This window comes from Duganella sp. Root1480D1 (assembly GCF_001427305.1).
Lineage (GTDB): Bacteria > Pseudomonadota > Gammaproteobacteria > Burkholderiales > Burkholderiaceae_D > Rugamonas.
The window spans coordinates 333,846-346,768 of the sequence record NZ_LMFZ01000001.1 but is presented as its reverse complement, the minus strand read 5'-3'; the positions used below and the strand labels follow the sequence as shown (position 1 = coordinate 346,768).

Below are 12,923 nucleotides of genomic sequence, written 5' to 3'. Positions count from 1 at the left end.
CTGCGATTATCATGGTTGAAATCGAAATTGACGGCAAAAAGGTAGAAGTCCCTGCGGGTAGCATGGTGATGGACGCCGCCAACAAGCTGGGTACCTACATCCCGCACTTCTGCTATCACAAGAAATTGTCGATCGCTGCGAACTGCCGTATGTGCCTGGTCGAAGTGGAGAAGGCGCCTAAGCCTTTGCCAGCATGCGCCACGCCGGTATCGGCTGGCATGATTGTGAAGTCCGCCTCCGACAAGGCTGTGCAAGCACAGAAGTCGGTGATGGAATTCCTGCTGATTAACCACCCGCTGGATTGCCCGATCTGCGACCAGGGCGGTGAGTGCCAGCTGCAGGACTTGGCCGTAGGTTACGGCAAGATGGAGTCCCGCTACGAAGAAGAGAAGCGCGTAGTGCCGCCGAAGGCCGGCAGCGCGCTGGTGGCGATGGAAGAAATGTCGCGCTGCATCCACTGCACCCGCTGCGTGCGCTTTGGCCAGGAAGTGGCCGGCGTGATGGAACTGGGCATGCTGGGCCGCGGCGAGCATTCCGAGATCACCACCTTCGTGGGCGAAGCAGTGAGCTCCGAAATGTCGGGCAATATGATCGACCTGTGCCCGGTCGGCGCGCTGACCTCGCGTCCGTTCCGCTACAGCGCCCGTACCTGGGAACTGTCGCGCCGCAAATCGGTCTCCCCGCACGACTCCACCGGCGCCAACCTGATCGTTCAAGTGAAGCAGGGCTCCGTGAAGCGCGTGCTGCCGTTTGAGAACGATGACGTCAACGAATGCTGGATTTCCGACAAGGACCGCTACTCCTACGAAGCGCTGGAAAGCGCCGAGCGCCTGGCCAAGCCAATGCTGAAGCAGGGCGGCGAGTGGAAAGAAGTTGAGTGGCAAGTCGCGCTGGAATACGTGGCGCACGGCCTGAAGAACATCAAGCACGAACACGGCGCTGATTCGCTGGCCGCATACGCGACCGCGCACTCCACCGTGGAAGAGCTGGCCCTGCTGAAGAAGCTGATGCACGGCGTGGGTTCGGAGAACGTCGACTTCCGCCTGCGCCAGTCCGACTTCGCGCTGGACGGCGAAGTGAAGCCATGGCTGGGCATGCCGATCGCTGAACTGAGCACGCTGCAACGCGTGTTTGTGATCGGTTCCTTCCTGCGCAAGGATCATCCGCTGTTCGCGACCCGCATCCGTGCGGCCGTGAAAGCCGGCGGCAAGCTGTCCGTGCTGCATGGCTCGAACGACGAAAACCTGATCACCACCGCCAACAAGATCATCGCTGCGCCGACCGACTGGCTGGCCGCGCTGTCCGGCGTGGTTGCTGCCGTGGCCAAGGCCAAGGGCGTTGCCGCTCCTGCCGGCTTCGAAGGCGTTGTCGCTTCCGCGGCAGCCGACGCCATCGCCGAATCGCTGGTTGGCGGCGAGCGCAAGGCCGTGTTCCTGGGTAACGCCGCCGTGGCGCATCCGGAAGCATCGAAACTGCACGCTGCTGCGCAGTGGATCGCGGAACAGACCGGCGCCAAGCTGGGCTACCTGACCGAAGCTGCCAACACTGTTGGCGGCTACCTGGTTGGCGCGACCGCGAAGAACGCTGCTCCAGCCTTCACCGTGCAGAAGAAAGCCTACGTGCTCCTGAACGCCGAGCCGGAACTGGACGCTGCCAACCCGCAAGCTGCCAAGACCGCGCTGAACGCCGCTGAAATGGTGGTCGTGATGTCGGCCTTCAAGCACGGCATGGACTACGCCGACGTGCTGCTGCCGGTCGCTCCGTTTGCCGAGACTTCCGGCTCCTTCGTCAACGCCGAAGGCCGCCTGCAGTCCTTCAATGGCACCGTCAAGCCGATGGGCGACGCCCGTCCGGCCTGGAAAGTGCTGCGCGTACTGGGCAACATCCTGGGCCTGGGCGGCTTCGACTACGAAACCTCGGAATCGATCCGCGACGAGCTGTTCGAAAAGGGCGCGTCCGACCTGTCGGCCAAGCTGTCGAACGTGTCGCGCAAGGCTGCCGTTGCCGGTGTTCCGTTCACCGCGACCGGCCTGCAGCGCCTGGCCGACGTGCCGATCTACTTCGCTGACGCCCTGGTGCGCCGTTCCGGCCCGCTGCTGGCGACCACCGATGCTGCCGCGCCGAAAGCGCACCTGTCTACTGCCGCTGCGCAGCAGATCGGCGTGAAGGCCGGCGACAAGGTCGAAGTCAAGCAGGGCTCCGGCTTTGCGATCCTGGAAGCCATCATCGACGCCGGCCTGCCAGCGAACGTGGTGCGCGTGTCTGCCGCACATGCATCGACCTCGATGCTGGGCGCGATGTTCGGTGAGATCACCGTTGCTAAAGCAGGGGAGGGCAAATAATGGCTCTGCCAGAAATGATTGATTCGATTAAGGTAATGGGCGAGGCCAACCTCGGCACCTTCTGGCCGTTCGTCTGGACCCTTGCCAAGATTCTGTGCGTGACGCTGCCGCTGATGGGCCTGGTCGCCTACCTGACCCTGTGGGAGCGCAAGCTCCTCGGCTGGATCCAGATCCGTATCGGCCCGAACCGCGTGGGCCCGAACGGCCTGCTGCAGCCGATCGCCGACGCACTGAAACTGCTCTTCAAAGAGATTATCGTCCCGACCAAGTCGAACAAGTCCCTGTTCTTCATCGGTCCTGTGATGACCATCATGCCGGCACTGGCTTGCTGGTCCGTGGTGCCGTTCGCCCCGGGCGCTGCCCTGGCCGACGTCAACGCCGGCCTGCTGCTGATCATGGCGATCGCCTCGATGGAGGTGTACGGCATCATCATCGCCGGCTGGTCCGCCAACTCGAAGTACTCCTTCATGGGCGCGATGCGTGCATCGGCACAGATGGTGTCCTACGAAATTGCGATGGGCTTCGCCCTGGTGATCGTGCTGATGGTTTCCGGTTCGCTGAACCTGTCGGAAATCGTGGCCGGCCAACAGAAAGGCACCATGGCTGCGATGGGCCTGAACCTGTTCTCCTGGAACTGGCTGCCGCTGCTGCCGATCTTCGTGGTGTACCTGGTCTCCGGCCTGGCCGAATGTAACCGTCACCCGTTCGACGTGGTGGAAGGCGAGTCCGAGATTGTCGGCGGCCACATGGTCGAATACGGCGGCATGGCTTACGCGATGTTCTTCCTGGCGGAATACGCCAACATGATCCTGATTGGCCTGCTGGCTTCGATCATGTTCCTGGGCGGCTGGTCCGCACCGATCGCAGCGCTGGAAATCGGCGGCGTGTTCGGCGGCTTCTTCTGGCTGTTCATCAAGACCTTCTTCATCGTGTCGCTGTTCATCTGGACCCGCGGAACGTTCCCACGTTATCGCTACGACCAGATCATGCGTTTGGGCTGGAAAGTGTTCATCCCACTGACCCTGGTTTACCTGGTCTTCGTGGCGACCTGGATGCAGACCTCCTGGAATATTTGGAAGTAAGAGAGCGAATACAGAATGGACCGATTGAAAGACTTCTTCGGCAGCTTCTTGCTGACCGAACTGTTCAAGGGGATGGCGCTGACGGGCAAATACATGTTTGCCAAGAAGATCACCGTCCAGTTCCCTGAAGAGAAAACACCAATGTCGCCGCGCTTCCGCGGCCTGCACGCCCTGCGCCGTTATCCAAACGGCGAAGAGCGCTGCATCGCCTGCAAACTGTGCGAAGCAGTTTGTCCGGCGATGGCGATCACCATCGAGTCGGAGCAGCGTGACGACGGCAGCCGCCGTACCACCCGTTACGACATCGACCTGACCAAGTGCATCTTCTGCGGCTTCTGCGAAGAATCCTGCCCGGTGGACTCGATTGTCGAGACGCACGTACTGGAATACCACGGCGAAAAACGCGGTGACCTGTACTACACCAAAGAGATGCTGCTGGCCGTAGGCGACCGCTATGAAGCGGAAATCGCGGCTAACCGCGCGGCTGATGCCAAGTACCGCTGATCGCCGAGGCTAATAAAAATGAACTTCACTGATATCTTGTTCTTCGTGTTCGGTGCCATCCTGGTGTTGGCATCGCTGCGCGTTATTACGGCTCGCAACCCGGTGCAAGCTGCCTTGTTCCTGGTGCTGGCCTTCTTCCAGGCGGCCGGCATCTGGATGCTGCTGAAAGCCGAATTCCTGTCCATCGTTCTGGTGCTGGTGTACGTCGGCGCCGTGATGGTCCTGTTCCTGTTCGTCGTGATGATGATCGACATCGACATCGACAAGCTGCGCGCCGGCTTCTGGAATTACCTGCCCGTGGCGGCTGTCGTGGGCGGCGTGATCGTGATCGAAATGTCGGCCGTGATCTGGCGTGCCTTCCCGGGCACCGGCACTGCGGTACCTGCGGCGGCCAACACCATCGGCCAGACCAAGGCACTGGGCCTGAAGATCTACACCGAGTACGTCTACGCGTTTGAAATCGCAGCCGTGGTCCTGCTGGTGGCAATCGTTGCCGCCGTGGCGCTGACCCTGCGCAAGCGCAAGGACACCAAGGCTATCGACCCGGGCGCTGCCGTCCGCGTCAAGCGTAATGACCGCCTGAAGATCGTGAAGATGGACGCCACCGTCCACGCTCCGGTCGCAGCAGCGGAAACGAAGGAGGCACCATGACTTTATCCTCGGTACTGATCCTGGGCGCGATCCTGTTCGCGATCTCGATCGTCGGTATTTTCCTGAACCGCAAGAACGTCATTGTCCTGCTGATGGCCATCGAACTGATGCTGCTGGCAGTGAACATGAACTTCATCGCGTTCTCGCACTACCTGGGCGACGCGGCCGGGCAGATCTTCGTCTTCTTCATCCTGACCGTGGCGGCTGCCGAATCGGCAATCGGCCTCGCGATCCTGGTGGTGATGTTCCGTAACCTGGACACCATCAACGTGGAAGACCTGGACAGCCTCAAAGGCTAAGTTAAAACCTCGAAAAATAGATAAGGTAAATCATGACGGGGCAACTTAACCCAACCCTCCTTCTGGCCGTTCCGTTGGCGCCATTGGCAGGTTCCGCAATCGCGGGCCTGCTGGGCACCAAGTTCTTCGGCAATGTCGTTGGCCGCAAGGTGTCGCATACCGCGACCATCCTGGGCGTGCTGATCGCTTTCCTGATCTCGTTCCAGACCCTGCTGCAGGTGATGGATGGCGCTACCTACAACGCGGACGTGTACCGCTGGATGACCGTGGCCGGTGTCAAGCTGGCTGTCGGCTTCCAGATCGACGCGCTGACCGCGATGATGATGAACGTGGTGACCTTCGTGTCGCTGATGGTTCACATCTACACCATCGGCTATATGGCTGAAGACGAAGGCTACAACCGCTTCTTCTCCTACATCTCGCTGTTCACCTTCTCGATGCTGATGCTGGTGATGTCGAACAACTTCCTGCAGCTGTTCTTCGGTTGGGAAGCTGTGGGCCTGGTGTCCTACCTGCTGATCGGCTTCTGGTACACCCGCCCGACCGCCATCTTCGCCAACATGAAGGCTTTCCTTGTCAACCGCGTGGGCGACTTCGGCTTCATCCTGGGCATTGGCCTGATCCTGGCTTACACCGGCTCCATGGACTACCAGGAAGTGTTCGCCAAGAAGGACGTGCTGGTCAACGGCACCCTGCCGGGCTTCGGCTGGGCGCTGATCTCGGTGGCCTGTATCTGCCTGTTCATCGGCGCCATGGGCAAGTCGGCGCAGTTCCCGCTGCACGTCTGGCTGCCTGATTCGATGGAAGGCCCGACCCCGATCTCGGCACTGATTCACGCGGCAACCATGGTTACCGCCGGTATCTTCATGGTGACCCGCATGTCGCCGCTGTTCGAGATGTCGGACGCCGCACTGTCGTTCATCCTGGTGATCGGTTCGATTACCGCGCTGTTCATGGGCTTCATGGGCATCATCCAGAACGACATCAAGCGCGTGGTGGCATACTCGACCCTGTCGCAGCTCGGTTACATGACCGTGGCGCTGGGCGCTTCGGCTTACTCCGTGGCCGTGTTCCACCTGATGACCCACGCCTTCTTCAAGGCACTGCTGTTCCTGGGCGCAGGCGCCGTCATCATGGCGATGCACCACGACCAGGACATCCGCAATATGGGCGGCCTGAAGAAGTACCTGAAGATCATCTGGATTACCTCGCTGCTGGGCTCCCTGGCGCTGATCGGTACCCCGTTCTTCTCCGGCTTCTACTCGAAGGACATGATCATCGAAGCCGTGCACGCAACCCACCTGCCGGGCGCTGGCTTTGCCAACTTCGCCGTGCTGGCTGGCGTGTTCGTGACCGCGTTCTACTCCTTCCGTATGTACTTCGTCGTGTTCCACGGCCCGGAGAACTTCGGCAAGGAACACCACCACGACCACGATTCGCACCACGCTGACGAAGCCGAAGAAGACGACCACGGCCACCACGGCCTGGCTCCAGGCGAGAAGCCGCATTCGCCAGGCCTGGTAGTGACCCTGCCGCTGATCCTGCTGGCTATCCCGTCGGTCATCATTGGCGCAATCGCGATCGAACCCATGCTGTTCGGCGGCTTCTTCAAAGACGTGATCTTCGTCGGCGAAAACCACCACGCGATGCACGAACTGGCGGAAGAATTCCACGGCCCGGTTGCCATGGCGATCCACTCCCTGACCACGCTGCCACTGTGGCTGGCGATTGCAGGCGTGGCTTCGGCTTACTACTGCTACATGATCAATCCGAAAGTGCCGGCCTGGTTCTATGCCAAGTTCAAGTTCCTGCACACCCTGCTGGACAACAAGTACTACATGGACAAGTTCAACGAGGCTGTCTTTGCCCGCGGCGCACGCCTGCTGGGCGAGGGCCTGTGGGCAGCGGGCGACCGCGCCATCATCGATGGCCTGCTGGTGAACGGTTCGGCGAAGGTGGTGGGCTGGTTCTCCAGCATCACCAAGATGTTCCAGACCGGCTACATCTATCACTACGCCTTCGTGATGATCATCGGTATCCTGGGCTTCCTGGTGTACTTCCTGCCGTTTTGGCACGCTTAACAGCTGACGCAAAAGAGATAACAAATGCAGTCAACGATTAATACTCTACCTCCTTACCTCAGCCTGTCGATCTGGGTACCGATCGTCTTCGGCCTGATCGTACTGGCCATCGGCCGCGATACGCGTGCCGGCATGGTGCGCGTGCTGTCGCTGGTAGGCGCCCTGGTATCCCTGGTGCCGACCATCCCGCTGATGACGCAGTTCGACAAGGCGGCCCACGGCATGCAGTTCGTCGAGAAAGCAGCCTGGATCGACCGCTTCAACATCTTCTACTCGCTGGGCATTGACGGCCTGTCGATGTGGTTCATCCCGCTGACCGCCTTCATCACCGTGATCGTGGTGATTTCGGCGTGGGAGGTGATCACCGAACGCGTGGCGCAGTACATGGGCGCGTTCCTGATCCTGTCGGGCCTGATGATCGGCGTGTTCGCCGCCATGGACGGCCTGCTGTTCTACTTCTTCTTCGAAGCGACCCTGATCCCGATGTACATCATCATCGGCGTGTGGGGTGGTGCCAACCGCATCTACGCAGCGTTCAAGTTCTTCCTGTACACCTTCTTCGGCTCGCTGCTGACGCTGGTTGCCATCATCTACCTGTACAACAAGTCGCAAAGCTTCAACATCCTGGACTGGCACAAGCTGCCGCTGACCATGGGTGAGCAGATCGCGATCTTCTTTGCCTTCTTCATGGCCTTCGCCGTGAAGGTGCCGATGTTCCCGGTCCACACCTGGCTGCCGGATGTGCACGTGGAAGCGCCGACCGGCGGTTCCGCAGTTCTGGCCGCGATCATGCTGAAGCTGGGTGCTTACGGCTTCCTGCGATTCTCGCTGCCGATCGTGCCTGACGCTTCGCACAAGCTGGCGCCAATGGTGATCGTGCTGTCCCTGATCGCCGTGATTTACATCGGCCTGGTGGCCCTGGTGCAGAAAGACATGAAGAAACTGGTGGCGTATTCGTCCATCGCACACATGGGCTTCGTGACCCTGGGCTTCTTCATGTTCAACGACATGGCAGTGCAGGGCGGTATCGTGCAGATGGTGTCGCACGGCTTCATCTCCGGCGCAATGTTCCTGTGCATCGGCGTGCTGTACGACCGCATGCACTCGCGCCAGATCGCCGACTACGGTGGCGTCGTGAACAAGATGCCTAAGTTCGCAGCGCTGTTCATCCTGTTCTCCATGGCTAACTGCGGCCTGCCGGCCACCTCCGGCTTCGTAGGCGAGTTCATGGTGATCCTGGGCGCCGTGCAGTTCAACTTCGTGACCGGCATCCTGGCTGCTACCGCCCTGATCTTCGGCGCGGCTTACTCCCTGTGGATGGCCAAGCGCGTGATCTTCGGCGCGATCACCAACAAGCACGTGGAAGAACTGACCGACGTTAACAACCGCGAGTTCCTGATGCTGGGCATCCTGGCGATCGCTGTGCTGGTGATGGGCCTGTACCCAGCGCCATTCACGGACGTGATGCAGGTTTCCGTGGCCGACCTGCTGGCGCATGCTGCCCAAAGCAAGCTGCCAGTCGTGGCCCCTTGATTGCAAATAGGACCAAGTTTTCATGAATACCACTAACCTGATCCCGCTCTACGCAGAAGTCTTTCTGCTGATCGCTGCTTCGGCGATCCTGCTGATCGACATGTTCCTGGCAGAGGGCAAACGTGCGATCACTTACATGCTGACGCTGGCCACCCTGGTCGGCGCGGCTTTCTTCAGCTTTGCCGACTACACGGCCGGCAGCACGGTGTACGCGTTCTCGAACATGTTCATCAGCGACCCGATGGGCAACCTGCTGAAACTGTTCTCCTATCTGACCATGGCGATGACGCTGGTGTATGCGCGCCAGTACTCCACCGACCGCGGCATGCTGGGCGGTAACCTGGGCGGCGAGTTCTACGTCCTGGCGCTGTTCTCCCTGCTGGGCCAGATGGTGATGATCTCGGCAAACAACTTCCTGACCATTTACCTGGGCCTGGAACTGATGTCGCTGTCGCTGTACGCCCTGGTGGCGCTGCGCCGCGACGACGCCCGCGCTACCGAAGCTGCGATGAAGTACTTCATCCTGGGTGCGCTGGCCTCCGGCTTCCTGCTGTATGGCATGTCGATGCTGTACGGTGCGACCGGTTCGCTGGATATTTCCCGCGTGGCTGCCGTCATCGGCTCCGGCACTGTCAACCCGACCATCCTGACCTTCGGCCTGGTGTTCGTGGTGGCCGGTCTCGCCTTCAAGCTGGGCGCCGTGCCGTTCCATATGTGGGTACCGGACGTCTACCAGGGTGCGCCGACCGGCGTGACCCTGCTGCTGGGCGGTGCACCGAAGCTGGCGACCTTCGCTATCTGCGTGCGCCTGCTGGTGGAAGGCATGCTGCCAATGGCGTTCGACTGGCAGCAGATGCTGATGATCCTGGCCGTGCTGTCGCTGGCGATCGGTAACCTGACCGCCATCGCGCAGACCAACTTGAAGCGCATGCTGGCTTACTCCACCATCGCGCAGATGGGCTTCGTGCTGCTTGGCCTGCTGGCTGGCGTGGCTGGCCACAAGACCGACAACGCTGCTGCTGCCTACTCGGCTGCCATGTACTACGCGATCACCTACGTCATGACCACCGTCGGTTCGTTCGGCCTGATCATGGTGCTGGCACGTAAGGGCTTCGAAGCGGAAGAAATCGACGACTTCAAGGGCCTGTCCAAGCGCAGCCCGGTTTATGCGCTGCTGATGTCCGTGCTGATGTTCTCGCTGGCTGGCGTGCCGCCGATGATGGGCTTTGCCGCCAAGTTCGCGGTACTGCAATCGGTGCTGGCTACCGGTGCCGTGTGGCTGACCGTGTTCGCCGTGATGTTCTCGCTGGTGGGCGCGTTCTACTACATCCGCATCGTGAAAGTGATGTGGTTCGACGAACCGGCTGACAGCACCCCGCTGGTGGTTAGCAGCGACAAGGGCATCGTTCTGACACTGAACGGCCTGGCCGTTGTGGTGCTGGGCATGATCCCAGGCCCGCTGCTGAATGCCTGCCTGGCAGCCATGCAGAAGACCCTGGCTTCCTGATCGATGGACGTCAATGCATCATCCTGGCTGGTCATCCTGCTTGCAGTGGTGGCCGCCAACCTGCCTTTTCTGAACGAGAAGGTATTTGCCATGATTCCGCTGAAGGCCGCGCGCAAGCCATTTTTGGTGCGGCTGGCGGAACTGGCAGTGCTGTATGTCGCCGTGGGCGGCATTGGCATCGCGCTTGAATCCCGCATCGGCACCGCGTTTCCTCAGAACTGGGAGTTCTACTGGGTCGCGGCGTTCGCTTTCCTGGTGTTTGCTTTTCCTGGCTTCGTGGTACGCTACCTGCGTAAACATCACCAATAAACCGGTAAACCAGGGTCTGACGGGACGGCCATCCGGCGCAGGGTCAGACCCCGAACGGTCTCGAAGCCGTTGATAGGGTTCTAAGCCTTTGACTTTTTGAGAAGGTCAAAGTCGCACAACCCTTACCACAAGCCCAAAGACCCCGCCTTACCGGGTTTAAAAAGCAAAACATGGACAAGCATCTCAAAGAAACCAAAATAGACGGCAGCATCGCCTACGACGGCGGCTTCCTCAAAGTCCACCGCGACACGGTGAGCCTGCCCGACGGCAAGCACACCAAGCGCGAATACATCCGCCATCCTGGCGCCGTAGTGATCATCCCGGTGCTGGACAACGGCAAGGTGCTGCTGGAACGCCAATACCGCTACCCGAACGACCGCGTCTTCATCGAACTCCCCGCCGGCAAGATCGACCCGGGTGAAGACCCGCTGGCCTGCGCCATGCGCGAGCTGGAAGAGGAAACCGGCTACACCGCCACCGACTGGCAATTCGTCAGCACCATCCACAACGCCATCGCCTACTCGGACGAGCACCTGGACATTTACCTGGCGCGCGGCCTGACCGCCGGCGAAGTAAAACTGGACGACGGTGAGTTCATCGAAACCATCACAGTCAGCGTGGACGAAATGCTGGACTGGGTCCGCGGCGGCAAAATCACTGACGTGAAAACTGTGATCGGCGCCTTCTGGCTCGACAAACTGCGCTCCGGCGCCTGGAAGCTGGACTGAGGCCATGAGCGCCTTGCGCAGCCTGTTGCTGGTTGGCGCCCTCGCGGCAAGCCAGGCACAGGCAGCGCAAGTGCAGCGCACGCCGTTCCAGATCCGCTGCGAAGACACGATCAGCAAGACCGTCTCGGTGCTGTCGGCACGCCAGAACGGCTACACGGTCAACACCCAGCTCTCGTACAAGCAGCTTTCGGCCATGCGCACCGAGAAGATGCCGGCTACCGGTTACGTGCTGGGCCTGACCCGCACCGAGTCGCGCGTGCAGATCGGCCTCGATGGACCGATGCTGATCGATCCTGGCAGCGGCTATGAATGCGTGGCGCCGCAGATCAAGGTGCAGTTGACGTATGCACCGGTGCGCATCTATGTCGGAAACGAGTTCCCGCCGGGCACTTGCGGCTATGCGGAGATCCTGACGCACGAACTGCGGCACATGAACGCGTACATGGACCATCTGGTCAAGGTGGAAGAAGTTGTGCGGTCGGCGCTGGCGCGGCGCTTCGAAGCCAAGCCGCTGTACGCACCCGCCGGCACTGCACGCTCGGCGCTGGCGCACGAAATCGACAGCGGCTGGCTGCCCTACATCAAAGCCGAAATGGCCAAGGTCGAAGTGCAGCAGGCGCTGATCGACTCGCCGGCAGAATATGCCCGCCTGGGCAAGGCATGCAACGGCGAGATACAAACAATTTTAAGGAAGTCACGTAGCAAAAAATGAAGCGATACTTCGCACTGATTCCCGCCGCAGGTGTCGGCGCACGCATGGTTGCCGCCAGCCCAAAGCAGTACCTGCCGATTAACGGCGTGCCGATGCTGCAGCACACGCTGGACGCCTTCCGCCAAAGCGACCTGATTGCGCACACCTACGTGGTGGTGAGCGCCGGCGACGGCTATATCGATTCCATCACGCCGGAGCGCGGCGTAACGATCCTGCGCTGCGGCGGCGCCACGCGCATGGAGTCGATCCTGAACGGCTTGCGCGCGATGCGCGCCAATGTGGGCGATGACGACATGGTGCTGGTGCACGATGCGGCGCGTCCCGGCCTGACGCCAGCCCTGATCGCGAAGCTGATTGCCGCGGTTGGCGATTACGAGGGCGGTGGCCTGCTTGCGCTGCCGGTAGTGGACACTGTAAAGTCCACGCGCTCAGGCGCCGTGCAGACCACGCCGCGCGATGGCCTGTGGCTGGCGCAGACGCCGCAAATGTTTTCATATGCGCTGTTGCTGCGCGCACTGGCGCTGGCACCGGACCCGAGCGCCATCACGGATGATGCCAGCGCGATCGAGATGCTGGGCTTTTCCCCGAAGCTGGTGGAAGGCCACCCGCGCAATATGAAGGTGACGCTGCCGGCCGATATCGCGATCGCAGAAATGTACTTAGGACAGGATTCAAAATGACGCAACTCCCATTCCGTATCGGCCAGGGCTACGACTCGCACCGCCTGGTTGAAGGCCGCAAGCTGATTCTTGGCGGGGTCGAGATCCCGCACGAACGCGGCCTGCTCGGACATTCGGATGCCGATGCGCTGCTGCATGCGATTACCGACGCCATCCTCGGCGCGGCCGCGCTGGGCGATATCGGCAAGCACTTCCCGGATACCGCAGAAGAATTCCGCGGCGCCGATTCGCGCGTGCTGCTGCGCGAGGCGGCCAAGCGCGTGCGCGCGACCGGCTACGACATCGGCAACGTGGACTGCACCATCATCGCCCAGCGCCCGAAGATGGCGCCGCATATCGCCACCATGGCAGCCAATATCGCTGCCGACCTGGGGGTGCCGGTCGGGCACGTGAACGTCAAGGCCAAGACCAACGAGAAGCTCGGTTATCTCGGTCGCGAAGAAGGCATCAACGCCGAGGCTGTAGCACTGCTGGTGCTGCGCCAAGGGGCGTAAA

General features: G+C 61.0%; 13 protein-coding genes. All 13 read left to right on the top strand.

Translation table 11 applies throughout. The annotated features are described in order from the left end of the window. Nucleotides 1-11: 11 nt before the first annotated feature. The 13 genes from nuoG to ispF all read left to right on the top strand — a co-directional run bounded on the left by nuoG (nucleotide 12) and on the right by ispF (nucleotide 12,922). The gene (gene nuoG / locus ASD58_RS01745) at nucleotides 12-2,342 is read left to right on the top strand and encodes an NADH-quinone oxidoreductase subunit NuoG (RefSeq protein ID WP_057259373.1); all 2,331 of its coding nucleotides are present in this window, start codon (nucleotides 12-14) and stop codon (nucleotides 2,340-2,342) included. Then, nucleotides 2,342-3,424, top strand: a complete 1,083-nt coding sequence (gene nuoH, locus ASD58_RS01740; RefSeq protein WP_057259372.1) for an NADH-quinone oxidoreductase subunit NuoH — start codon at nucleotides 2,342-2,344, stop codon at nucleotides 3,422-3,424. Before nuoG ends, nuoH begins: the two co-directional genes overlap by 1 nt. 15 nt (nucleotides 3,425-3,439) lie before the next feature. Beyond that, nucleotides 3,440-3,928, top strand: a complete 489-nt coding sequence (gene nuoI, locus ASD58_RS01735; RefSeq protein WP_057259371.1) for an NADH-quinone oxidoreductase subunit NuoI — start codon at nucleotides 3,440-3,442, stop codon at nucleotides 3,926-3,928. An 18-nt stretch (nucleotides 3,929-3,946) separates the two neighbouring features. Beyond that, nucleotides 3,947-4,579 (top strand): NADH-quinone oxidoreductase subunit J, encoded by a 633-nt coding sequence (locus tag ASD58_RS01730; protein ID WP_057259370.1) that lies wholly within the window; start codon nucleotides 3,947-3,949, stop codon nucleotides 4,577-4,579. Continuing rightward, a complete protein-coding gene (nuoK, locus tag ASD58_RS01725; RefSeq protein ID WP_057259369.1) occupies nucleotides 4,576-4,878 on the top strand; it encodes an NADH-quinone oxidoreductase subunit NuoK in 303 nt (100 codons plus the stop codon). Before ASD58_RS01730 ends, nuoK begins: the two co-directional genes overlap by 4 nt. Before the next feature lie 32 nt (nucleotides 4,879-4,910). Continuing rightward, nucleotides 4,911-6,959, top strand: coding sequence for an NADH-quinone oxidoreductase subunit L (gene nuoL / locus ASD58_RS01720; RefSeq protein WP_057259368.1), 2,049 nt, complete (start codon nucleotides 4,911-4,913; stop codon nucleotides 6,957-6,959). A gap of 24 nt (nucleotides 6,960-6,983) precedes the next feature. Further along, complete coding sequence (locus tag ASD58_RS01715) at nucleotides 6,984-8,492, top strand: NADH-quinone oxidoreductase subunit M (protein WP_057259367.1); 1,509 nt, start codon at nucleotides 6,984-6,986, stop codon at nucleotides 8,490-8,492. Between the two features lie 22 nt (nucleotides 8,493-8,514). After that, nucleotides 8,515-9,999, top strand: a complete 1,485-nt coding sequence (nuoN, locus tag ASD58_RS01710; protein WP_057259366.1) for an NADH-quinone oxidoreductase subunit NuoN — start codon at nucleotides 8,515-8,517, stop codon at nucleotides 9,997-9,999. A gap of 3 nt (nucleotides 10,000-10,002) precedes the next feature. Further along, the gene (locus ASD58_RS01705) at nucleotides 10,003-10,308 is read left to right on the top strand and encodes a DUF2818 family protein (protein ID WP_057259365.1); all 306 of its coding nucleotides are present in this window, start codon (nucleotides 10,003-10,005) and stop codon (nucleotides 10,306-10,308) included. Between the two features lie 170 nt (nucleotides 10,309-10,478). Next, complete coding sequence (locus tag ASD58_RS01700) at nucleotides 10,479-11,036, top strand: NUDIX domain-containing protein (protein WP_057259364.1); 558 nt, start codon at nucleotides 10,479-10,481, stop codon at nucleotides 11,034-11,036. A gap of 4 nt (nucleotides 11,037-11,040) precedes the next feature. Beyond that, a complete protein-coding gene (locus ASD58_RS01695; protein ID WP_057259363.1) occupies nucleotides 11,041-11,748 on the top strand; it encodes a hypothetical protein in 708 nt (235 codons plus the stop codon). Next, nucleotides 11,745-12,428: a 2-C-methyl-D-erythritol 4-phosphate cytidylyltransferase gene (gene ispD / locus ASD58_RS01690; RefSeq protein WP_057259362.1), complete on the top strand. Its 684-nt coding sequence runs from the start codon at nucleotides 11,745-11,747 to the stop codon at nucleotides 12,426-12,428. The genes ASD58_RS01695 and ispD overlap by 4 nt, the downstream gene beginning before the upstream one ends. Beyond that, the gene (ispF, locus tag ASD58_RS01685; RefSeq protein WP_057259361.1) at nucleotides 12,425-12,922 is read left to right on the top strand and encodes a 2-C-methyl-D-erythritol 2,4-cyclodiphosphate synthase; all 498 of its coding nucleotides are present in this window, start codon (nucleotides 12,425-12,427) and stop codon (nucleotides 12,920-12,922) included. The genes ispD and ispF overlap by 4 nt, the downstream gene beginning before the upstream one ends. Nucleotide 12,923: the final 1 nt, after the last annotated feature.